The sequence below is a fragment of the Pseudomonas putida genome, from assembly GCF_001636055.1.
GTDB lineage: Bacteria > Pseudomonadota > Gammaproteobacteria > Pseudomonadales > Pseudomonadaceae > Aquipseudomonas > Aquipseudomonas machongensis.
In genome coordinates this window covers 4,844,896-4,867,272 of sequence record NZ_CP011789.1, presented here as the reverse complement: position 1 = coordinate 4,867,272, position 22,377 = coordinate 4,844,896, and the positions used below count along the sequence as shown (strand labels likewise).

Sequence of the window (22,377 nt, the reverse complement as noted above, 5' to 3'; positions counted from 1 at the left end):
ATCCCTTGTCGCTGTTGTTATTTGTCGCGTTCACCGGCTAATGCAGGTGCCGTGCCGACTTGGCGTAAAAAGAATGCAACAAGCGTGCACAAAAACGATCATCGTTGATGAATTTTTCACAAATGCCCGCAAAGCGTCCTGAAACCTCCGGAAACACTGGGTTCAGGTGCTTTGAGGGTATAACGCGATGTTGATTATCGTTTGCAAAATAAAGCTGGCTTGAAAGTCAAGGTGTTACCGCTGACTGTTGATGCTGAGTAGTTTGTACCAGGCGGGTATGACAGGTGTATTTTTCGTTGCTTCATTTTGGTGCGAAAAGTAGCGCAGTGTTACCGCTTGTGGCGCGTACGTCTCGGTCGGGGGGGGGCGGACAAGTGAGTGGGTCGTGTCGTGGGCTCTGCAAGCAAGGTATCCTTGCGCTCCACCCGCGTTCGAGTCGGGTCGTGTCATTCGATGGAGGTTTGCCGTGTTTGTCCTGGATTCGCGTCTGCAGCAGGATTCCCTGGTGCTGGGGGATTTCCCGTTGTCCCGTCTTTTGCTGAGCAAGGATGCCAACTACCCCTGGTTCATCCTGGTGCCGCGCCGTGCTGATGTCAGCGAGCTGTTCCAGCTGGATCTGGCCGACCAGCAACAACTGTGGAAGGAAACCACTTTGCTCGCCGAGGCGCTCAAGGGCGAATTCCTGGCTGACAAGATGAATGTCGCCACGCTGGGTAATGTCGTCAGTCAGTTGCACATGCACGTGGTGGTGCGTCATCGCGGCGATGCGGCGTGGCCCGCGCCGGTGTGGGGCAAGGTGCCCGCGCTCGACTACGCGCCCGCGCAGGTCGATGCAATCCGCCAGCGCCTGCGTGGGTTGGCGCTTGAAGGTTTCGAGGAGGCCTGAGCCATGTCACTGGAAGCGAGAATCGTCGAGCTGGAGATGCGCCAGGCGTTTCAGGATGACACCCTTCAGGCGCTCAGCGACGAAGTGGCCGGGCAGAACCGGCTGATCGAGCGTCTGCAGTTGCAGATAGCCGAGCTGATCAAACGTCATGAAGAGATGGTCGGCCAGTACGAGGCCGGAGGGGAGGAGCCTCCACCACCTCATTATTGAGATGATGGAGGCGGGTGGTCAGCGGCGTGAAACCGCGACCACGTCTTCGGCCTGCAGGCCTTTGTCGCGATGCATTACCGAGAACTCCACGCGCTGGCCTTCGACCAGGACGCGATGGCCTTCGCCGCGGATGGCGCGAAAGTGCACGAAGATGTCATCGCCGGAGTCGCGGGAGATGAATCCGAAGCCTTTCGAGGTATTGAACCACTTCACGGTGCCGGTATCGCGCTTGCTGGCATCTTGCGGGCCTGCCTGGCTGGCGCGTGATTTGCGGCTGCTGCGGGCGAAGCCGGCGGCCAGGTGCAGGGCGGCTGCCAGTGCCGCGCAGAGCAGCGCCGACAAGCTGCCGAGCTCGGGGCGGGCAAGGACGGTGATGGTTTGCAGGATCACCGCCAGCACCAGGAGTGCGCTGGCCAGGTGTTGCAGTTGCTGGCGGGCGCCGCGGTAGTAAAGCGGTACAACCGGTGCCAGGACCAGGTTGAGCAGGCCCAGGAGTACCAGGTAGACCGCTTCGGGTTGTTGCAGGAAGGGTGTGGCGTCGGTTTTGAGGCTGGGTATGAACGACAGCAGCAAAGCCGCAACGCCCGTCACCAGATGGACGATCTTGAACATTGGGTTGGCTCACATATTTGGATAAGGCCGATCACAGGAAGAGCTGGCAGCACGGTGCGCATGAGGTATGGAGCGCGATCACGTGACTGTTCAGCCTATGCACCCGGCATTAACAGTCCGCACGGGTGGCACCCTGCCTATTTAACAGCAAAGCCAGGGGGTTCTCAAACCGCAGGGGTGGTCAGGCGATGTGTTGCCTTGTGTCACATGCAGCCGTCTGCAAGTCTTGGTACAGTGTTTTCGCCCGCTTGATCGTCAAGCCTTATGGAAAGGGGAGATTCATGGCAATCGATATCGGTATCAGCGAAGAAGATCGCAAGTCCATCGTCGAAGGGTTGTCCCGCCTGCTGTCGGACACCTATGTGCTGTATCTGAAAACCCACAACTTCCACTGGAACGTTACCGGTCCGTCGTTCCGAACCCTGCACCTGATGTTCGAAGAGCAGTACAACGAACTGGCCCTTGCAGTTGACTCGATCGCCGAACGCATTCGCGCGCTGGGGTTCCCGGCGCCGGGTTCCTATGCATTCTATGCGCGCCATTCCTCGATCAAGGAGGAAGAGGGAGTGCCCGCTGCCGATGAAATGATCCGCCAGCTGGTCCAGGGGCAAGAGGCGGTGGTGCGCACGGCGCGCAGCATCTTCCCGGTGGTGGACAAGGTCAGTGACGAGCCGACGGCCGACCTGCTCACCCAGCGCATGCAGGTGCACGAAAAAACTGCCTGGATGCTGCGAGTGCTGCTCGACGGCAAATAATGATGCGCCGGCCTATGGCCAGGCTGGTCCATCAAGCCCGGTGTCGCCTTGCGATCCCGGGCTTTTTCATTATGGGGAAACCCTTGCTGCTGCTCTGCGACGCCGGAACGGCGCTTCATTGAAGCACCCTCGACCTTGTTGTGCGGGGTATGAAGTGATCGCAATCAAGGAGCAGAACCATGGCGCAAGCAAGCAGGCACGGCGGTTGGCCAGGCAGGGATTGTCAGGATCCGTTCAGGGGTGATTTCGACATGTTGCAGGTCGTACCGGTCTCGCGGTCTGTAAGGCTCAATGGTTTTGCCACGTGCCTTCGGCTCGAGGCGGTCTACTGGCGTATTCTGGAGCGTATCGCCGAGGCCAATCGCTGTTCGGTGAGCGCTGTGCTGTCCTACGTCGATCGAGAGGTGCACCTGCGACAGGGCGGGGTGCGTAATTTCAGTGGGCTGATTCGCGTCATCTGTGTGGCCTGGTTACTTGATCCGCCGAGTACACACTGATCGCCGGGCGGGCTGCACAGCACTCCTTAACCATATATAATCCCGCTTTTTGCTGCCCCGGCAGCCAGCGTTGTGGTTGACGAGAGACCTCCATGCCCCTTTATGACTATCAATGTGCTTCCTGCGACCACCGCATGGAGGTGTTGCAGAAAATCAGCGCCGCGCCATTGACCGATTGTCCGGCATGCCAGGCGCCGGCCCTGAAGAAACTGCTGTCGGTACCCGGCTTTCGCCTGAGTGGCAATGGCTGGTACGAGACCGACTTCAAGACCGGGGCGAAGAAGAACCTGGCCGGCGACAAGGCCGACTGAGTTGAATTGCAGCGACAGGGTCTTGCACTATTAGCCCTCAGGGCGGACAAGACCTCCACCGAATACACGAATCACGAGAAGCGAAACCACGATCATGATGCGCAGCCATTATTGCGGCCAACTGAACGAGAGCCTGGACGGCCAGGAAGTCACCCTTTGCGGCTGGGTCCATCGGCGTCGCGACCACGGCGGGGTGATCTTCCTCGACATCCGTGACCGCGAAGGCATGGCCCAGGTCGTGTTCGATCCGGATCGCGCCGAAACCTTCGCCGCCGCCGACCGCGTGCGCAGCGAATACGTGGTGCAGATCACCGGCAAGGTGCGCAAGCGCCCTGACGGCGCGGTGAACGCGAACATGGCCTCCGGCGCCATCGAGATCCTCGGTTACCAACTGAACGTGCTCAACGAAGCCGAGACCCCGCCATTCCCGTTGAACGAATACTCCGACGTCGGCGAAGAAACCCGCCTGCGCTATCGTTTCATCGACCTGCGTCGCCCGGAAATGGCCGACAAGCTGCGCCTGCGTTCGCGCATCACCAGCAGCATTCGCCGCTTCCTCGACGAGAACGGCTTCCTCGACGTCGAAACGCCGATCCTGACCCGTGCCACTCCGGAAGGCGCGCGCGACTACCTGGTGCCCAGCCGCACCCACGCTGGCAGCTTCTTCGCCCTGCCGCAGTCGCCCCAGCTGTTCAAGCAACTGCTGATGGTGGCCGGCTTCGACCGCTACTACCAGATTGCCAAGTGCTTCCGCGATGAAGACCTGCGTGCCGACCGCCAGCCGGAATTCACCCAGATCGACATCGAGACCAGCTTCCTCGACGAGTCCGAGATCATGGGCCTCACCGAGAGCATGATCCGCAAGCTGTTCAAGGAAGTGCTCGACCTCGAGTTCGGCGACTTCCCGCACATGACCTTCGAAGAAGCCATGCGTCGTTATGGCTCCGACAAGCCGGACCTGCGCATCCCGCTGGAACTGGTCGATGTTGCCGATCAGCTCAAGGACGTCGACTTCAAGGTCTTTGCAGGTCCTGCCAACGATCCGAAGTGCCGTGTCACTGCCCTGCGCCTGCCGGGCGGCGCTGCCATGCCGCGCAGCAAGATCGACGAGTACACCAAGTTCGTCGGCATCTACGGTGCCAAGGGCCTGGCGTACATCAAGGTCAACGAGCGCGCCAAGGGCGTCGAGGGTCTGCAGTCGCCGATCGTCAAGAACATCCCTGAGGCCAACCTCAACGTGATCCTCGATCGCGTCGGCGCGGTCGATGGCGACATCGTGTTCTTCGGGGCCGACAAGTTCAAGGTCGTCAGCGAGGCCCTGGGCGCGCTGCGTATCAAGCTGGGTCACGACTTCAACCTGCTCACCTGCGAGTGGGCACCGATGTGGGTCGTCGACTTCCCGATGTTCGAAGAGAACGAGGACGGCAGCTTCACCGCGCTGCACCACCCGTTCACCGCACCCAAGTGCACCCCTGAAGAGCTGGAGGCCAACCCGGCCACCGCCTTGTCGCGTGCCTACGACATGGTGCTCAACGGCACCGAGCTGGGTGGCGGTTCTATCCGTATCCACCGTAAAGAGATGCAGCAGGCAGTCTTCCGTCTTCTGGGGATCGAGGCGGCGGAACAGGAAGAGAAATTCGGTTTCCTGCTCGACGCCCTGAAGTTCGGCGCCCCGCCACACGGTGGTCTGGCCTTCGGCCTGGATCGTCTGGTCATGCTGATGACTGGCGCCCAGTCAATCCGTGAAGTGATCGCGTTCCCGAAAACCCAGAGCGCTGCGTGCGTCATGACTCAGGCCCCAGGCCTGGTCGATGCCAAGGCTCTGCGCGAGCTGCACATCCGTCTGCGTGAGCAGACCAAGGTCGAGTAATCACCGCAGGCGCCCCGAAGTCGGGGCGCTTCGCGCTTGCGCGCAGGATTTTCCGCGTTCCGCCCTTCGGGGCGGAACCTGTTTCTGTTTCAAGGATTTGGAGTCGTTATGGCCGGTCATTCCAAGTGGGCGAATATCAAGCACCGCAAAGAACGCCAGGATGCCAAGAGAGGCAAGATCTTCACCAAGTGGATCCGCGAACTGACCGTCGCTGCCAAGCAGGGTGGTGGTGATCCGGCCTCCAATCCCCGGCTGCGGTTGGCGCTGGACAAGGCGCTGGGTGCCAACATGAGCCGCGACATCATTGATCGTGCGGTGGCGCGTGGGGCCGGCACCAACGAAAGCGACAACGTCGAAGAGCTCAGCTACGAGGGTTACGGCCCCGGTGGTGTGGCGATCATGGTCGAGGCCATGACCGACAACCGCAACCGCACTGCAGCAGCCGTGCGCCATGCCTTCACCAAGTGTGGCGGCAACCTCGGTACCGATGGCTCGGTGGCTTATCTGTTCGAGCGCAAGGGGCAGATCAGCTTTGCACCGGGCGTCGAGGAAGATGCGCTGATCGAAGCGGCCATGGAAGCCGATGCCGATGATGTGGTCGCCAATGACGATGGCTCCTTCGACGTCTTCACGTCTTTCAACAGCTTCTACGCCGTGCGCAACGCGCTGGAAGAGGCGGGCTTCAAGGCTGCCGACGCGGAAATCGTCATGCAGCCGACCACCAGCGCCGAGCTGGATCAGGACGGCGCGGAGAAGGTGCTCAAGCTGATCGATATGCTCGAGGACCTGGATGACGTGCAGAACGTCTACTCCAATGCGCAGATCTCCGACGAGATCATGGAAAAACTCGGCTAAGGTTTTCCTTGGTCTTCGGGGCCTCTTCGCGGGTCAGTGAAATGTGTAAAGAACCGCAGGCTTTATGACGCTGATTCTTGGTATCGACCCCGGTTCGCGAATCACCGGTTATGGTGTGGTACGCCACACGCCGCGGGGGTGCGAGTACGTGGCCTCCGGTTGCATCCGCACCGGTGGTGGCGAGTTGCATGAGCGACTGCAGATCGTGTTTCGCGGCGTCAGCGAGGTGATTCGCCTGCATGGCCCCGTCACCATGGGCATCGAGCGGGTGTTCATGGCGCGCAATGCCGACTCGGCGCTCAAGCTTGGCCAGGCCCGCGGTGCAGCCATCGTCGCTGCCGCCGAGGCGGGCCTGGAGATCGCCGAATACACCGCCAGCCAGGTCAAGCAGTCGGTGGCCGGTACGGGCGGGGCGAACAAGGATCAGGTCATGCTGATGGTCATGCACCTGCTCAAGCTGACGCAGAAGCCGCAGATCGACGCCTCCGACGCCTTGGCCATCGCCCTGTGCCACGCCCATACACGCTCCAGCCTGGTGCCCCACGGCCTGGCCACCGCACGCCGGCGCGGTGGGCGCTTGCGTCTGTAACAGCTTCATGCCCTGATACATATTTTGTCCGGGTGACACGCTCACCCGCCGCATTTGCTGATAGGGTTGTCCGGTCTCCGACCAGACGCCCGAGAGAAAGGATCGGAACGTGATTGGACGTTTGCGTGGCACCCTGGCGGAAAAACAACCGCCGCACCTGATTATCGATGTCAATGGCCTGGGCTATGAGCTGGAGGTGCCGATGACGACGCTGTACCGCCTGCCCAAGGTCGGCGAAGCGGTGACGCTGCATACTCATCTGGTTGTGCGCGAAGACGCCCACCTGCTCTATGGCTTCTTCGAGAAGCGCGAGCGCGAGCTGTTCCGCGAGCTGATCCGTCTCAATGGCGTCGGCCCGAAGTTGGCTCTGGCGTTGATGTCGGGTCTCGAGGTCGATGAGCTGGTGCGCTGCGTGCAGGCCCAGGATGCGTCGGCTCTGGTGCGCGTACCCGGCGTCGGCAAGAAGACCGCCGAGCGCCTGCTGGTCGAGCTCAAGGACCGTTTCAAGGCCTGGGAAACCTCGCCTGCGATGTTCACCCTGGTGTCCGATGGGCCACTGCCGGTGGCCAGCACCTCCAGCGCCGAAGCCGATGCAGTCAGCGCCCTGATCTCGTTGGGCTACAAACCTCAGGAAGCCAGCAAGGCGGTGTCGGCGATCAAGGACAAGGCGAACATGACCAGCGAGGAACTGATTCGCCATAGCCTCAAAGGGATGATCGTCAAGTGATCGAAGCCGACCGCCTGATCGCCGCCAGCGGGCGCGACCGCGAAGAGGTCCAGGACCGCGCCATTCGTCCGTTGAGCCTGGACGAGTACATCGGCCAGCCGGTGGTGCGCGAGCAGATGGGCCTGTTCATCCAGGCCGCCCGCGGCCGCAACGAGTCCCTCGATCACACCTTGATCTTCGGTCCGCCCGGTCTGGGCAAGACCACCCTTGCCAATATCATCGCCCACGAGATGGGGGTTTCGGTCAAGAGCACGTCCGGCCCGATCCTCGAACGCCCGGGTGATCTGGCGGCAATGCTGACCAACCTCGAGCCGCACGACGTGCTGTTCATCGATGAAATCCACCGCCTGTCGCCTGTGGTCGAGGAAGTACTCTACCCGGCGATGGAGGACTTCCAGCTCGACATCATGATCGGTGAGGGGCCTGCCGCACGTTCGATCAAGCTCGACCTGCCGCCGTTCACCCTGGTCGGTGCGACCACCCGGGCCGGCATGCTCACCAACCCACTGCGTGATCGTTTCGGGATCGTCCAGCGCCTGGAGTTCTACAGCAACCAGGACCTGGCGACCATCGTCAGCCGGTCGGCGAACATTCTGGGGCTTGCCATCGAAGACAAGGGCGCTTTCGAGATCGCCCGTCGCGCCCGCGGTACGCCACGGATCGCCAACCGCCTGCTCCGCCGCGTGCGTGACTACGCCGAGGTGCGTGCGAAGGGCCAGATCACCAAGGAAATCGCCGACAAGGCATTGAACCTTCTGGACGTCGACGAGCGCGGTTTCGACCATTCCGACCGGCGTCTGCTGCTGACCATGATCGAGAAGTTCGATGGCGGACCGGTAGGCGTGGACAACCTGGCGGCTGCGATCAGCGAAGAGCGGCACACCATCGAGGATGTCCTCGAACCGTACTTGATCCAGCAGGGCTACATCATGCGTACGCCGCGTGGTCGTGTGGTCACCCGGCACGCCTATCTGCATTTCGGCCTGAACATTCCGGGGCGCTTTGCCGAGGGTGGAGAATTTTCTGATCCTGACGATGAATGACAGATCGAATCGGGGTTTTCGTGGTCCTAGCGCTGGCACTTTGCGACAGCGCTGGCAATACGACATTTCCCCTGAAAAAACAGTTGCCGGGGCGGATTGGCAAGCTGAGGAGTAAGCACTAGAGTATGCGCGCGCAAAATCGGCAGGACCCGTTCGCTCACCGTTGTCGCGTCTATTACGAGGATACTGACGCAGGCGGGGTGGTGTACTACGTCAACTACCTGAAATTCATGGAGCGTGCACGCACCGAAAGGTTGCGGCACCTGGGGTTCTCCCAGTCCGAGCTGGCGGAACAGAATCTATTGTTCGTCGTCCACTCCAGCGAGGCACGCTACCACGCGCCGGCACGGTTGGACGATGCGTTGCGGGTAACCGCACAAGTACTTGAATTGAATCGCGCCAGCCTGCGCTTCGTGCAGCAGGTCTGGCGAGAAGCGGATGAAACACTGCTTTGCGAAGGGCAGTTCCTGGTGGCCGCCGTGCGCGCCGACACTTTCAAACCCCGGGCCATTCCCCCTGAACTGCGCGACGCTTTCATGGCGGACGGCACGGGTACTCAATCGAACGCAGGAGAATAAGCGTGGAAGCAAACGTCGTCGACCATACCTCCATGTGGAGCCTGGTCGCCAATGCCAGTGTGGTGGTTCAGCTGGTAATGCTGACTCTCGTGGCAGCCTCGGTGACCTCTTGGATCATGATCTTCCAGCGCAGCACCATGCTGCGCGCCGGTCGTCGTGCACTGGACGCTTTCGAAGAGCGTTTCTGGTCGGGCATCGACCTGTCCAAACTGTATCGTCAGGCCGGCAGCAACCCTGATCCGGACTCGGGTGTCGAGCAGGTCTTCCGCGCCGGCTTCAAGGAATTTTCGCGCCTGCGCCAGCAGCCGGGCGTCGATCCTGATGCGGTCATGGAAGGCGTGGGACGCGCCATGCGTGTAGCCATCTCCCGCGAGGAAGAGAAGCTCGAGCAGAGCCTGCCGTTCCTGGCCACCGTCGGTTCCACCAGCCCGTACATCGGCCTGTTCGGTACCGTATGGGGCATCATGAACTCCTTCCGCGGCCTGGCCAGCGCCCAGCAGGCCACCCTTGCCACCGTGGCACCCGGCATTGCCGAGGCACTGATCGCCACCGCGATCGGCCTGTTCGCCGCGATCCCGGCAGTCATCGCCTACAACCGCTTCGCTGCACGCAGCGAAACACTGATCGGTCGCTACTACACGTTCGCCGATGAGTTCCAGGCGATCCTGCACCGCAAAGTACACACCAGCGAAGAGTGATCAGGTAGACATCCATGGCCCGAGTTCGCCACAAACGCAAGCCGGTCGCCGAGATGAACGTGGTGCCCTACATCGACGTGATGCTGGTGCTGCTGGTCATCTTCATGGTGACCGCACCCATGCTCAACCAGGGCGTGAAGGTCGACCTGCCCAAGGTTTCCAGCGAAGCCTTGCCGCAGGACAACAACGTCCAGATCCTCACCATCTCGATCAAGGCCGACAAAACCTACTACTGGAACCTCGGTAGCGAAGTCGATACCGACAAACAGATGGACAAGGCGATGACCCTGCCGGAAATGACCAACGCGGTGACCAAGATCATCGCTGCCGGCCGCGACCAGGGCAAACAGACCCAGGTGTTCATCCGGGGTGACAAGGCCGTCGACTATGGCGCGGTCATGGGCGCCATGGGCGGGTTGCAGAAAGCCGGTGTCGGTAACGTTGGCCTGATTACCGAGGCGCCCTGATGCAACAGCGAGAGCCATCCGCCTCGGAAAGCTACTTCTGGCCCAGCGTCTGGGCCATTGGCCTGCATGTGCTGGTGTTCGGCCTGCTGTTCGTCAGCTTCGCCATGACGCCTGAACTGCCGCCGTCCAAGCCGATCGTCCAGGCTACGCTCTATCAGCTCAAGTCAAAGAGCCAGGCGACCACCCAGACCAATCAGAAGATTGCCGGGGAAGCCAAGAAAACGGCTTCACGCCAGACTGAAGTCGAGCAGATGGAGCAGAAGAAGGTCGAGCAGGAAGCTGTGAAGGCCGCGGAACAAAAGAAAGCCGACGCCGCTCAAAAGGCCGAGGAAGCTCGCGAGGCCGCCGAAGCCAAGAAAGCCGAGGACGCTGCCAAGGCTGCCGAGGCGAAAAAGGCCGCCGAGCAGAAGAAGGCCGAGGAAGCGAAGAAGCAGCAGGCTGATATCGCCAAGAAGAAGGCCGAAGACGAGGCCAAGAAACAGGCCGAGGAAGAAGCCAAGAAAGCTGCGGCCGAAGAGGCGAAGAAGAAAGCCGCCGAAGACGCCAAGAAAAAAGCAGCCGAGGACGCCAAGAAGAAAGCAGCGGCGGCCGAGGAAGCGAAGAAGAAGGCAGCCGAAGAGGCCAAGAAGAAGGCCGCTGCGGATGCACAGAAGAAAAAGGCACAGGATGCAGCCCGCAAGGCGGCTGAAGACAAGAAGGCTCAGGCTCTGGCCGAGTTGCTGTCCGACACCACCGAGCGTCAGCAGGCACTGGCCGACGAGCAAGGCGACCAGGTGGCGGGTGATTTCGACGACCTCATCCGCATGCGTGCGGCCGAAGGTTGGGCGCGTCCGCCATCCGCGCGCAAAGGCATGACGGTAGTCCTGCAGATCAACATGCTGCCGGACGGCACGATCACCAATGTGAGCGTGGCCAAGTCCAGTGGCGACGGTCCGTTCGACAGCTCGGCCGTGGCCGCGGTGAAGAACATTGGCCGGTTGACTGAAATGCAGGGCTTGAAGCCGAACGAGTTCAATCCGTATCGTTCGTTCAAGATGACATTTACACCTGAGGATCTAGCGTTGTGATTAAACGTCTGAGAGGACTGCTGGTCATGCTCTGCTGCGTGGCAGGCATGGCCGTGGCAGAGGAAAAGAACATCCTGGTCACCAGCGGCAGCGACCGGGCCACGCCCATCGCGGTAGTGCCGTTTGGTCTGCAGGGTGGCAGCGTGCTGCCGGAAGACATGGCCGACATTATCGGCAACGATCTGCGCAACTCCGGCTACTACGCGCCCATCCCGCGGCAGAACATGATCAGCCAGCCGACCCAGGCCAGCGAAGTCATCTTCCGTGACTGGAAAGCGCTGGGTGCCCAATACGTGATGGTCGGTAGCATCGTGCCGTCCGGTGGTCGCCTGCAGATCAGCTACGCGCTGTTCAACGTTGCGACCGAGCAACAGGTGCTGACCGGCAGTGTCGGTGGTGGCGTCGATCAACTGCGCGACATGGCGCACTACATCGCTGACCAGTCGTTCGAGAAGCTCACCGGTATCAAGGGTGCGTTCTCCACCCGCATGCTGTACGTGACCGCCGAGCGTTTCTCGACCAACAACACCCGCTACACCCTGCAGCGTTCCGACTACGACGGTGCCCGTGCAGTGACGCTGCTGCAGTCGCGCGAGCCCATCCTGTCGCCGCGTTTTGCGCCTGATGGCAAGCGTATCGCCTATGTTTCGTTCGAGCAGAAGCGTCCACGTATCTTCGTCCAGCACATCGATACCGGGCGCCGCGAGCAGATCACCAACTTCGAAGGCCTCAACGGTGCACCGGCCTGGTCGCCCGATGGCAATCGCCTGGCGTTCGTGCTGTCCAAGGACGGCAACCCGGACATCTATGTGATGAACATGGGTTCGCGTCAGATCAGCCGTGTTACGGCAGGCCCTGGTATCAATACCGAGCCGTTCTGGGGCAAGGATGGCAACACGCTGTACTTCACCTCCGACCGTGGTGGCAAGCCACAGATCTACAAGACGTCGGTGGGTGGCGGTGGCGCCGAGCGCGTCACTTTCGTTGGCAACTACAATGCCAACCCGAAACTGTCGGCGGATGAAAAGACCCTGGTAATGATTCATCGCCAGGAAGGTTTCACCAACTTCAAGGTGGCTGCCCAGGACTTGCAACGGGGAAGTGTAAAGATTCTTTCTGAAACGAGTCTTGATGAGTCTCCCACTGTTGCGCCTAACGGCACCATGCTAATCTACGCCACCCGCCAGCAGGGCCGGGGAGTCTTGATGCTCGTGTCGCTTAACGGCCGTGTGAGGCTCCCACTTCCTACCGCTCAAGGCGAAGTCAGAGAACCGTCCTGGTCCCCCTACCTGAACTGATTGCGGCGTAACAATTTTGCTTAACACACTGGGGTTTCATTAGGAGTTTCACGATGGAAATGCTGAAGTTTGGTAAATTCGCTGCGCTGGCTCTGGCCATGGCCGTAGCTGTAGGTTGCTCCTCCAAGGGCGGTGACAACGCTGGCGAAGGCGCTGTTGACCCGAACGCTGGCTACGGTGCAAACACCGGCGCTGTCGACGGTTCCCTGAGCGAAGAAGCCGCCCTGCGCGCAATCACCACCTTCTACTTCGAATACGACAGCTCGGATCTGAAGCCAGAAGCCATGCGCGCCCTGGACGTTCACGCCAAGGACCTGAAAGCCAACGGCAACCGCGTTGTTCTGGAAGGTAACACCGACGAGCGCGGTACCCGCGAGTACAACATGGCTCTGGGCGAGCGTCGTGCCAAGGCCGTTCAGCGCTACCTGGTTCTGCAGGGCGTTTCCCCTGCTCAGCTGGAACTGGTTTCCTACGGCGAAGAGCGTCCAGTTGCTACCGGCAACGACGAGCAGTCCTGGGCTCAGAACCGTCGCGTAGAACTGCGTAAGTAAGTTCTTATGCGTATGTGCCGTCGTGTTGTAACCGTCCTCGCCCTCAGCCTGCCGCTTTCTGCGTGGGCTGCGGTTCCTGTAGTTGATGACAACGGAGGCAGTTATCCGCCTTCGGGTTATGGCACGAGCGGCGCCTATGCCGGGGCAGGGGCTTCGGCCCCTGCTTCTGCACAGGGTCAGCTGTTCCTGCAGCTGCAACAGATGCAGGACCAGATTTCCCGTCAGCAAGGCATCATCGAAGAGCTGCAGAACGATGTGTCGCGCATGAAGCAGGAAAACCTGGAGCGATACCAGGATCTGGACCGCCGCATCAACAGTGGTGCCGCACCAGCCGCTACACCCGATAATTCCTCCACCGGTGGCGCATCCGATGCCGCAGGTGCCGCTGCCGGCGCAAGCGCTGCGCAGCAACCGGCTGCCAATGGCGAGCCGGCCGATCCGGCGAAAGAAAAGCTGTTCTACGATGCTGCTTTCGATCTGATCAAGCAGAAGGACTTCGACAAGGCCAGTCAGGCCTTCAGCGCCTTCCTGCGCAAGTATCCCAACAGCCAGTACGCCGGCAACGCGCAGTACTGGCTGGGTGAGGTCAACCTCGCCAAAGGCGACCTGCAAGGCGCCGGCCAGGCCTTCGCCAAGGTCAGCCAGTTGTACCCCAAGCACAGCAAGGTGCCTGACTCGCTGTACAAGTTGGCCGATGTCGAACGTCGCATGGGCCATACCGACAAGGTCAAGGGCATCCTGCAGCAAGTCATCACCCAGTACCCTGGCACCTCCGCCGCGCAACTGGCCCAGCGTGACCTGCAGAAGCTCTGAACTGCACCGCTTGAAAGAAACCCGCGCCTGGCGCGGGTTTTTTCGTTAGAATCTCTGCCCTTTTTTCGTAAACACGCTGTTGCGGATAACGCTATGTCGAGTCTGCAGCAGTGCCTGACGGAGGCGGTCAGCCTGTATAGCTGTCACGCCCGTGGCGACCATGCAAGACACATTACGTATCACCGAAGTCTTTTACTCGTTGCAGGGTGAAACGCGAACGGCTGGCTTGCCCACCGTGTTCGTGCGTTTGACCGGCTGCCCGCTGCGCTGCCAGTACTGCGACAGTGCCTACGCATTCAGTGGCGGCACACTGCGTACCCTCGACGACATTCTCGAGCAGGTCGCGGGCTTTCGTCCGCGCTATGTCTGCGTCACTGGGGGCGAACCGTTGGCCCAGCCCAACGCATTGCCTTTGCTTGAGCGCCTGTGCGATGCGGGCTATGAGGTTTCGCTGGAGACCAGCGGCGCGCTCGACATCTCGCGGGTAGACACGCGCGTCAGTCGCGTGGTCGACCTCAAGACCCCAGGTTCGGAAGAGGTTCACCGTAACCGCTACGAGAACATCGAACACCTGACGAGCAATGATCAGGTCAAGTTCGTCATCTGCTCCCGCGAGGACTACGACTGGGCAGTGTCCAAGCTGATCCAGTACAACCTCGAAGAACGGGCAGGTGAAGTCCTGTTCTCGCCCAGCCACCATCAGGTGAGCGCCAGCGACTTGGCCGACTGGATCGTCGCCGACAACCTGCCCGTGCGTTTCCAACTGCAACTGCACAAGTTGCTGTGGAACGACGAACCGGGCCGCTGATCAAGAGAGTGATGACATGACTGAAAAACGTGCGGTAATCCTGCTGTCTGGCGGCCTGGACTCGGCCACTGTGGTCGCCATGGCCAAGGCCGAGGGCTACAGTTGCTACACCATGAGCTTCGATTACGGCCAGCGCCACCGCGCCGAGCTCAACGCCGCTGCGCGGGTGGCTCGCGATCTGGGCGTGGTCGAGCACAAGGTCATTGGCTTGAACCTCGATGGTATTGGCGGTTCGGCCCTCACTGACAGCAGCATCGATGTGCCTGAAGCACCTACCGAGGGTATTCCGGTCACTTATGTACCGGCGCGCAACACCGTATTCCTGTCGTTGGCGCTGGGTTGGGCGGAAGTGCTGCAAGCTCGTGACATCTTCATTGGCGTCAACGCTGTTGATTATTCGGGTTACCCCGATTGTCGCCCGGAGTTCGTCGAGGCCTTCGAGCGCATGGCCAACCTGGCTACCAAAGCGGGTGTGGAAGGGCAGGGGTTCCGCATCCAGGCGCCACTGCAGAACCTGAGCAAGGCGCAAATCGTCGAGGCCGGTATTGCCCGTGGGGTGGACTACAGTCTGACGGTTTCCTGCTATCAGGCAGATGATGATGGCCGCGCCTGCGGCAAGTGCGACAGCTGCCGCCTGCGGGCGGAAGGCTTCAAGGCCGCAGGTGTGGCCGATCCGACACGCTATTTTTGAGAAATTTTCGATGGAGTGTTGATTTCCTCTGAGAAATCAGTAATATACGCGCCATCCAACGGGTCGTTAGCTCAGTTGGTAGAGCAGTTGGCTTTTAACCAATTGGTCGTAGGTTCGAATCCTACACGACCCACCATATTCACAGCGGTTCGCATGTATTGAGACCACTGTACGAAAAGCCCGCCTTATGGCGGGCTTTTTCGTTTGCGTCTCCGTGGTTCATGCCGGGTTCAACCAGCGTGTGCAGATCGGGGGAGCGTGACAACAAGCAAGCCTTGCAAATGACTTTAAAATGTTATGTTATAACCTTAAATTTGATCAGCTTTTTGTCGACACGAGTGCCCCTCCGCCATGGACAGACGCACCTTCCTGCAGCTGCTGTTTGCCGGCTGCACCTTGCCTGTCACCCGCCTGGTGCTGGCAAACACCGCCGAGCAGGTTCGCGGTGCAGTATTGCGCCAGGCGGCAGAGGGCACGACCCTGCTGCTGGACCTCAGTGGCCCGATACCCGCCCGCACTTTCACCCTCGAAGCGCCGCCGCGGCTGGTTCTTGACCTGCAAGGCGCGGGGCTGGCGACTTCGCTTGATGGGCTGGCCCTCAAGGGCACGCCAATCAAGGCAATTCGCAGTGCAGCGACTGCAGACGGCGGCTTGCGCATTGTGCTGGACCTGCGCTCACCGGGGATTTCCGGCGAGCTGCAGACGCTCGCCCGCGGTCGGCAGCTGGCCCTGCGTCTTGGCGGATTGCCAGTTGCGGCCGCAGTGCCGACGGGCAAGGCTGTCGGGAATAGGGCACCGCCGCAGGGGCGTGACCTGCTGATCGTCATCGACGCCGGTCACGGCGGCAAGGACCCTGGTGCAGTGGGCAGTGGCGGCGAGCAGGAAAAGCTCGTCGCACTGGCCATCGCCCGCCTGCTGGCGCGCCGCATCGATGCGCAGAAGGGCTTCAAGGCTCGCCTGGTGCGCAATCAGGACGTATTCATCCCGCTACGCAAACGTGCCGAAATGGCCCAGCGGCTGAACGCCGACCTGTTCATTTCCGTGCATGCCGACGCGGCGCCGAGGCGCACCGCATCCGGTGCCTCGGTGTTCGCCCTGTCCGAGCATGGCGCCACTTCGACCGTGGCGCGCTGGATGGCACAACGCGAGAACGATGCCGATTTCGTCGGGGTGTCCAGCGTGTTGAAAAAGCCACCCAAGGATCCGGTGGTGGCAGGCGTGCTGCTGGACATGTCGATGAATGCGACCATCTCCACCAGCCTGGACCTGGGGCATTCGGTGCTGGGCCAGCTCGAAGGCGTGGCCGGTTTGCACCAGGCCCGGGTGGAGCAGGCCGGTTTCGCGGTGCTCAAGTCGCCTAGCGTGCCTTCGATCCTGGTGGAAACTGGCTTCATGTCCAATGCCAGGGATTGCCAGCGGCTGCAGGATCCACGGCATCAGCGCAAGGTCGCCGAGGCGATTTTCGCCGGGCTCGACAAGCACTTCCGCCGGCGTGCCCCCGATGGCAGCTACCTGGCCGCGCTCGCCGCGTACCGCCTGGCCGAGCCTGGCGCCCAAGGCTGAAGCGGGCCGCTACGAGAACGCATCGGGCTTGCGTATACTGTGCGCCTTTACGGTCCAGGGCTGATCCCTGCGACCCGCTCACGGATCGCGCACAGAGGCTTGCCAGTACGATGACGCAAGGATGTACTTCCACCACTGAGGCACCGTTGATCTCGGTCGTCGCCCCCTGCTACAACGCCGAAAAGTACCTGGAGGCGGCCCTGGCGAGCATCTTTGCCCAGGACTACCCGAACTTCGAAGTCATCATCGTCGACGACGGCTCCAGCGACCGAAGCGTGGAGATGCTGCGCGCGTTGCAGTCGACCTACGATTTCACCCTGCTGACCCAGGCCAACCAAGGGGTCAGCGGCGCGCTCAATACCGGTCTGCAGCATGCTCGCGGGGTCTATGTCTCGACCCCCGATCTCGACGACATCATGCTGCCGAACTCCCTGAGTGTCCGCGCCGCCTATCTGGACGCCCACCCGAAGGTCGGTTGCGTCGGTGCGTTGATCGTCTACATGGACACCGAAGGCCGCGACACCAAGGTGCAGCATCGCACCGAAATCAAGACCTTCGATTTTGCCGAGATCCTGCGTGACGCCGTCGTCGTCGGCGCGCCAGGCTCGCTGTACCGGATGGAGGCGATGCGCGCGGCTGATTTCTACGATCCGGCCATCAAGGTCCAGGATTTCCAGATGACCTTGCGCATTGCCGCCCAGGGTTACGAGATCCACGAACTGCCGGTGTGCGTCACCCGCTACCGCCGCCACCCCAACAACCTGTCGCGCAAGTTCAAGGTGTTGCTGGAGGCTGATCTCAAGGCCATCGCCCCCTACCAGCAGTATTCGGGTTATGCCCGTGGGCGCTCGGTGCTGTTGCACAAGGCGCTCAAGTACGCCGTGGTTGCCGACAAGGCCTATGCCTGGGATCTGCTGCGCAGCATTCCCCTGCGCCACTACAACAAGACCACCCTCAAGCGCATCAAGCGCCTGATGTTCCACCGTTGATGCCGATCGAGGAGCGCCTGCCGTGAAATTTTTCAGGAACCTGGCCGAGCGCCGTGAACGCAAGCGTCTGCGGGCGATGGACAAGCTTGAGCGTGCGGCGGAGAAGATCCGCCTGCGCTATCCGCGTAGCACGGTCGGCGTGGGCAGTTATGGTATCCCCGAGGTCACCGATTTTGGTGATGATGCCGTCCTGCGCATCGGTAATTACACCTCCATCGCCGCAGGTGTTCAGGTGCTGTTGGGAGGCGAGCATCGAACCGACTGGCTGACTACCTATCCCTTTCCGGCAATGATCGACGGCCTGGAAGACATCAAGGATTACGCCCCCAGCAAGGGCGACGTGGTGATCGGCAGCGACTGCTGGATTTGCACCAACGCGGTGATCCTTTCCGGAGTCACCATCGGTCATGGCGCCATCGTTGCCGCCGGGGCGATGGTCTCCCGCGATGTACCGCCATTTGCCGTGGTCGGCGGCAACCCGTGCAAGTTCATCCGCTGGCGCTTCGACGAGCCGGTGCGCGAAGCCTTGCTGGAGGCGGCCTGGTGGGACTGGCCGATGGAAGAGGTCAAGCAGGTGGCGCGCATGCTCAGCAGCGCTGACCTGGACGCCTTCCTCGGCTACGCCAGAGCCCGTCAGGGCCGCTGAGGCGCTATCGCTCGATTGACCGACTCCAGCGCGCGTTCCACTGCGGTCGCTGCTGGTTGACCTCGTCCCAGTTCACCACCACGGCGCTCTGCTGGTACTGCTGCATCGCCTCGACCTGGCCGCGCGTGCGCTCGGTGGTCGGGGTCGTGGGGTTGGACGGAATCTGGTCGCCTTCCTCCAGCGCCGGGGCCTGGGCCGCAGGCGTCAGCAGGTAGGCGGCGAGCTTCTGCGCCAGCTCCGGCTGGTCGTTGTTGGCTACCACGCATTCGGCGAAATTCAGCACCACCGCTCCTTCCTTGGGCTGGGCGTAGGCCACCGGGATGCCCTTGGCCTGCAGGGTGGTGACCTGGGTGGGCGTCAGCGGGAACAGCGCGGCTTCGTCGGTCTGCACCATCTCGGAGATCTTCGCCGAACTGGCGATGTACTCCAGCACGTTTGGCCCGACCTGCTTGGGCCAGGCCTTGAAGCCCGGTTCGACGTTGCTTTCGTCTCCGCCCTGCAAACGGTTGTACATCAGGAAGCCATGCAGGCCGAAGGTCGAGGAGGCCAGCGACTGGAACACCAGTTTGTCCTTGAAGCGCGGGTCTTGCAGGTCGCCCCAGGAGGTTGGTGCGGCCCAGCCGTTCTTCTCGAACAGCCGAGTGTTGTAGGCCAGCCCCGTGACCCCGAGACTGACAGCTACGGCTTCTTCCTTGATACGTGCCTTCTGCGGAATCTGCGACAAGGCCTCGCTGGGCTGCAGCTTGCTGCACAGCCCCATCGAGATGGCCCGGTACATGATGCCGTCGTCGAGCATCACCACATGCATCTGCGGCTTCTTGCTGTTGGCCTGGACCTTGGCCAGGTGGTCGGCCGAGGTGCCGGGCACGATCACCACCTTGACGTTGTTCGCCTGCTCGAAGGCCGGCAGCACCTTGTCGGCGTAGGTACGCTCCATGGTGCCGCCGTTCATGCCCAGGTACAGGGTCGGGGTGGCGGCCTGCAGCGTGGGGCTGGCGGCGAGCATAGCCAGTGACAGGCAGGACAAGCCGGTGCCGAGAATACGTTTGACGTGCTTCATGAAAGCGACCTTCCTCTTAGTGGTTACAGGCCAGGTCGTGACGGACCTGGAAACGACGGATGGAAAATGCCTCGATCGGCTGGCCGCTGGCGCCGTCGCAGACCAGCTCGGCCAGCGCCTCGCCGACTGCCGGGCCGATCTGGAAGCCCGCTCCGGCAAAGCCGAAGCCATGCAGCAGGCCGGGTTGGGTGGTGCTGGCGCCGATCACCGGCTCGTGGTCGGGCAGGTAGCCCTCGGTGCCGCTCCAGGTGCGGATCGCCTGGGCACCGGCCAGAAAGGGGTAGAGTTCGACGGCGTTGCGCAGGATCGCCAGCACCGCTGATTGCCCTGGGCGAGCGCGGTAGGCGTCCAGTGCGAAGCCACGCCCGCCGCCGAGCACGCAATTGCCGCGGGCGACCTGGCGGGCATAGATGCCGCCGCCCTCGACACCGGTGCTGGCATTCATCACCCAGGGCAAGGGTTCGGTGACCAGCATCGCCGGGTGACCAGACTCCATCGGTACCGGCTCGCCGAACTGCGCCGCCAGGTCGGCGGCCCAGGCACCGGCACAATTGAGCAGCCACGGCGCGCGCAGGCGCAAGCCGCTCTGGGTGTGCAGGATGAAGCGCTGGCCATCGTGCTCGACACGGCTGTCGCCGGCCTGCTCGATGACCCGTGCGCCTTTCTGGCGGGCGGCGCGGGTGAATGCGGGGGAGACCAGGCGCGGGTTGGCGTGGCCATCGTCGGCGCAGTACGAGGCGCCGACGGCGATCTCGCCGACCCAGGGGTAGCGGGCGCGCAAGGTGCTGCGGTCGAGCAGTTGCAGGTCCAGGCCATGGTCGCGGCTGGCCGCTTCATAGGCTTGCAGCGCGACGAAGTCGGCTTCGCTGCGCGCCAGTTTCAGGTGCCCGGAGCGCAGGTACTCGCCATCGATGCCGATCAGCGCAGGCAGTTCGCCCCAGATCTGGTGCGCCCGCTGCGACAACGGCAATTGTGCCAGGCTGCGCCCCTGGCGGCGCACGCCGCCGTAGTTGACACCGCTGGATTGGGCGCCGCAGAAGCCACGTTCCAGCAAGGTCAGCGAACGGCCACGCCGGGCCAGGGCAAGCGCCGCCGAGGCGCCGACGATACCGGCCCCCATGACGATCACCTCCGAGTCGATCCACGGGCTCATGCGTCACGCTCCACGCCGAAGGGCAGGGGTTTGATCGGTGCCTGGGCGCGCAGGCGGCCGACCTCGTGCAGAGCCTTGCCGCTGCAACTGGCGATGATTTCCGCAGCTGCCGCGCCGCACATGCGGCCCTGGCAGCGGCCCATGCCGACCCGGCAGTGAGCCTTGACCCGGTTGATCTCCCAATGGCCTTCGCCGACCACGGCGCGCAGCTCGCCGACGCTGATCTCTTCACAGCGGCACACCACCAGATCATCCGCTGCCTGTTCGGCCCAGCGCTCGGGGAAGGGGAAGGCGGCTTCCAGCCCTTCACGGAAGCGGCCAATGCGTGTCAGGCGTTTTTCCAGGGTGCGGCAGCGCTGGAGATCGACGCTTTGGCCGAGGTCCTGCAGCAGCGCCAGGGCGGCGCGTTCGCCGGCCATTTCGGCGGCATCGGCGCCCATGATCCCGGCGCCATCGCCGGCCAGGTAGACATCATGCTGGCTGCTGCGCCCGGCCTCGTCGCGGCGCGGCAACCAGGCGCGGTTGAGCGTATTCCAGTCGAATGCACAGCCGAGCAGGTCGGCCAGCTGCGTTTCGCTGCGCAGCGCATGGGCGAAGGCCAGCGCATCGCATTCGGTGTCATGAAGCTGGTCGCCCTTGCGCCACAACGCCCGTTGCACCTGTTGCTCGCCTTCGATGCGTTCCAGCGTCGCGCCGTGGTGCACCGGCACGCCATGGGCGCTGAGCCAGGCGCGGTAGTACAGGCCCTTGCCCAGGGTTGCCGGTTGCTCCAGCAGTTCAGGCAGGGCGCGGCACTGGGCGCTGAAGGGCGCGCTGTCGAGCACGCCGAGGACCTTGGCGCCGGCCTTGGCGTACTGATAGGCCACCAGGTAAAGCAATGGCCCGCTGCCGCAAAACAGCACGCGCTCGCCAATGGCGCAGCCCTGATGCTTGAGCGCGATCTGCGCAGCTCCCAGGGTGTAAACCCCGGGTAGCGTCCAGCCCGGCACCGGCAGCACCCGGTCGGTGGCGCCGGTGGCGATGATCAGGCGCTGGTAAGGCAGGTGCGCGGCATGGCCGTCACGCAGGGTGTCCAGGGCGCCGTGTTCGGCGTTCCACACCAGGGTGCCGGGGCGATAGTCGATGTGCCCGGCGAGCTGGTCGAGGGTCTGGTGCAGCGCGCTGGCCTTGCGAGCCTCGAAACCGTAGAGCTGGCGCGCCGGTCGCGTGAAGTTGGCCGGTTGGCGGCGATAGATCTGCCCGCCGCCCTGGCTCGCTTCGTCGATCAGGACTGGACGTATACCGTGCTCCACCAGCGTCTGCGCGGCGCGGATCCCGGCGGGGCCGGCACCGACGATCACCACGGCGTTCATGGCCGGCGCCCCGGTTCGCGCAGCACCTGCTGGCCGGCTTCCAGCGCAGTGGCGCAGGCACGGACGCGGCGGCCATCGCCCAGCCGTACCCAGCAGTCCTGGCAGGCGCCCATCAGGCAGAACCCGGCGCGCGGCTCGGCGCTGAAGTCGCTGCCGCGCAGGTGTGCACCGCTGGTCAACACGGCGGTCAGCAGGGTGTCGCCGAGCAAGCCACTGGCCGGCTCGCCGTCGAGGGTGAATTCCAGCACCGGGCGCTGGCGCTCGGCGAGGCGTTTGAACAAGGCCATG

27 protein-coding genes and 1 tRNA gene are annotated in these 22,377 nt (G+C 62.4%); 23 read left to right on the top strand and 5 right to left on the bottom strand.

Features of this window, described 5'->3' with window-relative positions; all coding sequences use genetic code 11:
- The first annotated feature begins 466 nt into the window (after window positions 1–466).
- Both AB688_RS21875 and AB688_RS21870 read left to right on the top strand, forming a co-directional pair.
- The gene (locus AB688_RS21875; RefSeq protein ID WP_063545879.1) at window positions 467–886 is read left to right on the top strand and encodes an HIT family protein; all 420 of its coding nucleotides are present in this window, start codon (window positions 467–469) and stop codon (window positions 884–886) included.
- A gap of 3 nt (window positions 887–889) precedes the next feature.
- The gene (locus tag AB688_RS21870) at window positions 890–1,096 is read left to right on the top strand and encodes a SlyX family protein (RefSeq protein ID WP_054891006.1); all 207 of its coding nucleotides are present in this window, start codon (window positions 890–892) and stop codon (window positions 1,094–1,096) included.
- Window positions 1,097–1,114: 18 nt separating this feature from the next.
- Here the strand turns inward: AB688_RS21870 and AB688_RS27370 are convergent, their stop codons facing one another.
- The gene (locus AB688_RS27370; protein WP_054891005.1) at window positions 1,115–1,708 is read right to left on the bottom strand and encodes a cold-shock protein; all 594 of its coding nucleotides are present in this window, start codon (window positions 1,706–1,708) and stop codon (window positions 1,115–1,117) included.
- Window positions 1,709–1,989: 281 nt separating this feature from the next.
- Here AB688_RS27370 and AB688_RS21860 point away from each other — a divergent pair, with 281 nt between their 5' ends.
- From AB688_RS21860 to AB688_RS21760, 21 genes are all read left to right on the top strand, one after another.
- Window positions 1,990–2,463, top strand: coding sequence for a Dps family protein (locus AB688_RS21860; protein ID WP_023381917.1), 474 nt, complete (start codon window positions 1,990–1,992; stop codon window positions 2,461–2,463).
- A 179-nt stretch (window positions 2,464–2,642) separates the two neighbouring features.
- The gene (locus AB688_RS21855) at window positions 2,643–2,960 is read left to right on the top strand and encodes a ribbon-helix-helix domain-containing protein (RefSeq protein ID WP_054891004.1); all 318 of its coding nucleotides are present in this window, start codon (window positions 2,643–2,645) and stop codon (window positions 2,958–2,960) included.
- A gap of 92 nt (window positions 2,961–3,052) precedes the next feature.
- Window positions 3,053–3,271 carry an FmdB family zinc ribbon protein gene (locus tag AB688_RS21850; protein ID WP_063545878.1) on the top strand — a complete coding sequence of 73 codons (219 nt, stop codon included), beginning with the start codon at window positions 3,053–3,055 and terminating at the stop codon, window positions 3,269–3,271.
- Between the two features lie 94 nt (window positions 3,272–3,365).
- Window positions 3,366–5,141: an aspartate--tRNA ligase gene (gene aspS / locus AB688_RS21845; RefSeq protein ID WP_054891002.1), complete on the top strand. Its 1,776-nt coding sequence runs from the start codon at window positions 3,366–3,368 to the stop codon at window positions 5,139–5,141.
- 108 nt (window positions 5,142–5,249) lie between these two features.
- Complete coding sequence (locus AB688_RS21840) at window positions 5,250–5,996, top strand: YebC/PmpR family DNA-binding transcriptional regulator (protein ID WP_063545877.1); 747 nt, start codon at window positions 5,250–5,252, stop codon at window positions 5,994–5,996.
- Window positions 5,997–6,060: 64 nt separating this feature from the next.
- The gene (gene ruvC, locus AB688_RS21835; RefSeq protein WP_054891000.1) at window positions 6,061–6,585 is read left to right on the top strand and encodes a crossover junction endodeoxyribonuclease RuvC; all 525 of its coding nucleotides are present in this window, start codon (window positions 6,061–6,063) and stop codon (window positions 6,583–6,585) included.
- 109 nt (window positions 6,586–6,694) lie between these two features.
- Window positions 6,695–7,312 carry a Holliday junction branch migration protein RuvA gene (gene ruvA / locus AB688_RS21830; RefSeq protein ID WP_063545876.1) on the top strand — a complete coding sequence of 206 codons (618 nt, stop codon included), beginning with the start codon at window positions 6,695–6,697 and terminating at the stop codon, window positions 7,310–7,312.
- Window positions 7,309–8,355, top strand: coding sequence for a Holliday junction branch migration DNA helicase RuvB (gene ruvB, locus AB688_RS21825; RefSeq protein WP_054890998.1), 1,047 nt, complete (start codon window positions 7,309–7,311; stop codon window positions 8,353–8,355). Before ruvA ends, ruvB begins: the two co-directional genes overlap by 4 nt.
- A gap of 125 nt (window positions 8,356–8,480) precedes the next feature.
- On the top strand, window positions 8,481–8,933 hold the full coding sequence (gene ybgC, locus AB688_RS21820) for a tol-pal system-associated acyl-CoA thioesterase (RefSeq protein ID WP_054890997.1): 453 nt from the start codon (window positions 8,481–8,483) through the stop codon (window positions 8,931–8,933).
- Window positions 8,934–8,935: 2 nt separating this feature from the next.
- Complete coding sequence (tolQ, locus tag AB688_RS21815) at window positions 8,936–9,631, top strand: protein TolQ (protein ID WP_054890996.1); 696 nt, start codon at window positions 8,936–8,938, stop codon at window positions 9,629–9,631.
- A gap of 14 nt (window positions 9,632–9,645) precedes the next feature.
- A complete protein-coding gene (gene tolR, locus AB688_RS21810; protein WP_054890995.1) occupies window positions 9,646–10,098 on the top strand; it encodes a protein TolR in 453 nt (150 codons plus the stop codon).
- Window positions 10,098–11,165 (top strand): cell envelope integrity protein TolA, encoded by a 1,068-nt coding sequence (gene tolA, locus AB688_RS21805; RefSeq protein WP_054890994.1) that lies wholly within the window; start codon window positions 10,098–10,100, stop codon window positions 11,163–11,165. The genes tolR and tolA overlap by 1 nt, the downstream gene beginning before the upstream one ends.
- Before the next feature lie 26 nt (window positions 11,166–11,191).
- Window positions 11,192–12,463: a Tol-Pal system beta propeller repeat protein TolB gene (gene tolB / locus AB688_RS21800; protein ID WP_054890993.1), complete on the top strand. Its 1,272-nt coding sequence runs from the start codon at window positions 11,192–11,194 to the stop codon at window positions 12,461–12,463.
- A 53-nt stretch (window positions 12,464–12,516) separates the two neighbouring features.
- Window positions 12,517–13,014, top strand: coding sequence for a peptidoglycan-associated lipoprotein Pal (gene pal, locus AB688_RS21795; protein ID WP_023381906.1), 498 nt, complete (start codon window positions 12,517–12,519; stop codon window positions 13,012–13,014).
- Between the two features lie 6 nt (window positions 13,015–13,020).
- Window positions 13,021–13,827: a tol-pal system protein YbgF gene (gene ybgF, locus AB688_RS21790; protein WP_063545875.1), complete on the top strand. Its 807-nt coding sequence runs from the start codon at window positions 13,021–13,023 to the stop codon at window positions 13,825–13,827.
- Window positions 13,828–13,987: 160 nt separating this feature from the next.
- Complete coding sequence (gene queE, locus AB688_RS21785) at window positions 13,988–14,635, top strand: 7-carboxy-7-deazaguanine synthase QueE (RefSeq protein WP_063546860.1); 648 nt, start codon at window positions 13,988–13,990, stop codon at window positions 14,633–14,635.
- A 16-nt stretch (window positions 14,636–14,651) separates the two neighbouring features.
- On the top strand, window positions 14,652–15,326 hold the full coding sequence (gene queC, locus AB688_RS21780; protein WP_054890991.1) for a 7-cyano-7-deazaguanine synthase QueC: 675 nt from the start codon (window positions 14,652–14,654) through the stop codon (window positions 15,324–15,326).
- Between the two features lie 60 nt (window positions 15,327–15,386).
- Window positions 15,387–15,462, top strand: a tRNA-Lys gene (locus AB688_RS21775).
- Between the two features lie 215 nt (window positions 15,463–15,677).
- Window positions 15,678–16,889, top strand: a complete 1,212-nt coding sequence (locus AB688_RS21770) for an N-acetylmuramoyl-L-alanine amidase (RefSeq protein ID WP_063545874.1) — start codon at window positions 15,678–15,680, stop codon at window positions 16,887–16,889.
- A gap of 110 nt (window positions 16,890–16,999) precedes the next feature.
- Entirely contained in the window at window positions 17,000–17,878 is an 879-nt protein-coding gene (locus AB688_RS21765; RefSeq protein ID WP_063545873.1) for a glycosyltransferase family 2 protein, read from the top strand.
- Between the two features lie 76 nt (window positions 17,879–17,954).
- Entirely contained in the window at window positions 17,955–18,524 is a 570-nt protein-coding gene (locus AB688_RS21760) for a CatB-related O-acetyltransferase (RefSeq protein WP_155738254.1), read from the top strand.
- Window positions 18,525–18,528: 4 nt separating this feature from the next.
- Here AB688_RS21760 and AB688_RS21755 read toward each other — a convergent pair whose 3' ends face one another.
- The 4 genes from AB688_RS21755 to AB688_RS21740 are packed head-to-tail and all read right to left on the bottom strand — an operon-like array spanning window position 18,529 to window position 22,376.
- Window positions 18,529–19,584, bottom strand: a complete 1,056-nt coding sequence (locus tag AB688_RS21755; protein ID WP_054890984.1) for an ABC transporter substrate-binding protein — start codon at window positions 19,582–19,584, stop codon at window positions 18,529–18,531.
- 16 nt (window positions 19,585–19,600) lie between these two features.
- Complete coding sequence (locus tag AB688_RS21750) at window positions 19,601–20,737, bottom strand: NAD(P)/FAD-dependent oxidoreductase (protein ID WP_063545871.1); 1,137 nt, start codon at window positions 20,735–20,737, stop codon at window positions 19,601–19,603.
- Window positions 20,734–22,089 carry an NAD(P)/FAD-dependent oxidoreductase gene (locus AB688_RS21745; RefSeq protein ID WP_063545870.1) on the bottom strand — a complete coding sequence of 452 codons (1,356 nt, stop codon included), beginning with the start codon at window positions 22,087–22,089 and terminating at the stop codon, window positions 20,734–20,736. Before AB688_RS21745 ends, AB688_RS21750 begins: the two co-directional genes overlap by 4 nt.
- Window positions 22,086–22,376, bottom strand: coding sequence for a (2Fe-2S)-binding protein (locus AB688_RS21740; RefSeq protein WP_063545869.1), 291 nt, complete (start codon window positions 22,374–22,376; stop codon window positions 22,086–22,088). Before AB688_RS21740 ends, AB688_RS21745 begins: the two co-directional genes overlap by 4 nt.
- Window position 22,377: the final 1 nt, after the last annotated feature.

Coding starts and splice junctions, on each gene's coding strand:
- tolR (WP_054890995.1), top strand. CDS start 9,646: ATGGCCCGAGTTCGCCACAAACGCAAGCCGGTCGCCGAGATGAACGTG.
- AB688_RS21755 (WP_054890984.1), bottom strand. CDS start 19,584: ATGAAGCACGTCAAACGTATTCTCGGCACCGGCTTGTCCTGCCTGTCA.
- AB688_RS21760 (WP_155738254.1), top strand. CDS start 17,955: ATGGACAAGCTTGAGCGTGCGGCGGAGAAGATCCGCCTGCGCTATCCG.
- queC (WP_054890991.1), top strand. CDS start 14,652: ATGACTGAAAAACGTGCGGTAATCCTGCTGTCTGGCGGCCTGGACTCG.
- aspS (WP_054891002.1), top strand. CDS start 3,366: ATGATGCGCAGCCATTATTGCGGCCAACTGAACGAGAGCCTGGACGGC.
- pal (WP_023381906.1), top strand. CDS start 12,517: ATGGAAATGCTGAAGTTTGGTAAATTCGCTGCGCTGGCTCTGGCCATG.
- AB688_RS21765 (WP_063545873.1), top strand. CDS start 17,000: ATGACGCAAGGATGTACTTCCACCACTGAGGCACCGTTGATCTCGGTC.
- AB688_RS21770 (WP_063545874.1), top strand. CDS start 15,678: ATGGACAGACGCACCTTCCTGCAGCTGCTGTTTGCCGGCTGCACCTTG.
- tolA (WP_054890994.1), top strand. CDS start 10,098: ATGCAACAGCGAGAGCCATCCGCCTCGGAAAGCTACTTCTGGCCCAGC.
- AB688_RS21860 (WP_023381917.1), top strand. CDS start 1,990: ATGGCAATCGATATCGGTATCAGCGAAGAAGATCGCAAGTCCATCGTC.
- queE (WP_063546860.1), top strand. CDS start 13,988: ATGCAAGACACATTACGTATCACCGAAGTCTTTTACTCGTTGCAGGGT.
- AB688_RS21745 (WP_063545870.1), bottom strand. CDS start 22,089: ATGAACGCCGTGGTGATCGTCGGTGCCGGCCCCGCCGGGATCCGCGCC.
- ybgF (WP_063545875.1), top strand. CDS start 13,021: ATGCGTATGTGCCGTCGTGTTGTAACCGTCCTCGCCCTCAGCCTGCCG.
- AB688_RS21840 (WP_063545877.1), top strand. CDS start 5,250: ATGGCCGGTCATTCCAAGTGGGCGAATATCAAGCACCGCAAAGAACGC.
- AB688_RS21750 (WP_063545871.1), bottom strand. CDS start 20,737: ATGAGCCCGTGGATCGACTCGGAGGTGATCGTCATGGGGGCCGGTATC.
- ybgC (WP_054890997.1), top strand. CDS start 8,481: ATGCGCGCGCAAAATCGGCAGGACCCGTTCGCTCACCGTTGTCGCGTC.
- ruvC (WP_054891000.1), top strand. CDS start 6,061: ATGACGCTGATTCTTGGTATCGACCCCGGTTCGCGAATCACCGGTTAT.
- AB688_RS21740 (WP_063545869.1), bottom strand. CDS start 22,376: ATGGCCTTGTTCAAACGCCTCGCCGAGCGCCAGCGCCCGGTGCTGGAA.
- tolB (WP_054890993.1), top strand. CDS start 11,192: ATGCTCTGCTGCGTGGCAGGCATGGCCGTGGCAGAGGAAAAGAACATC.
- AB688_RS21850 (WP_063545878.1), top strand. CDS start 3,053: ATGCCCCTTTATGACTATCAATGTGCTTCCTGCGACCACCGCATGGAG.
- AB688_RS21855 (WP_054891004.1), top strand. CDS start 2,643: ATGGCGCAAGCAAGCAGGCACGGCGGTTGGCCAGGCAGGGATTGTCAG.
- AB688_RS27370 (WP_054891005.1), bottom strand. CDS start 1,708: ATGTTCAAGATCGTCCATCTGGTGACGGGCGTTGCGGCTTTGCTGCTG.
- AB688_RS21870 (WP_054891006.1), top strand. CDS start 890: ATGTCACTGGAAGCGAGAATCGTCGAGCTGGAGATGCGCCAGGCGTTT.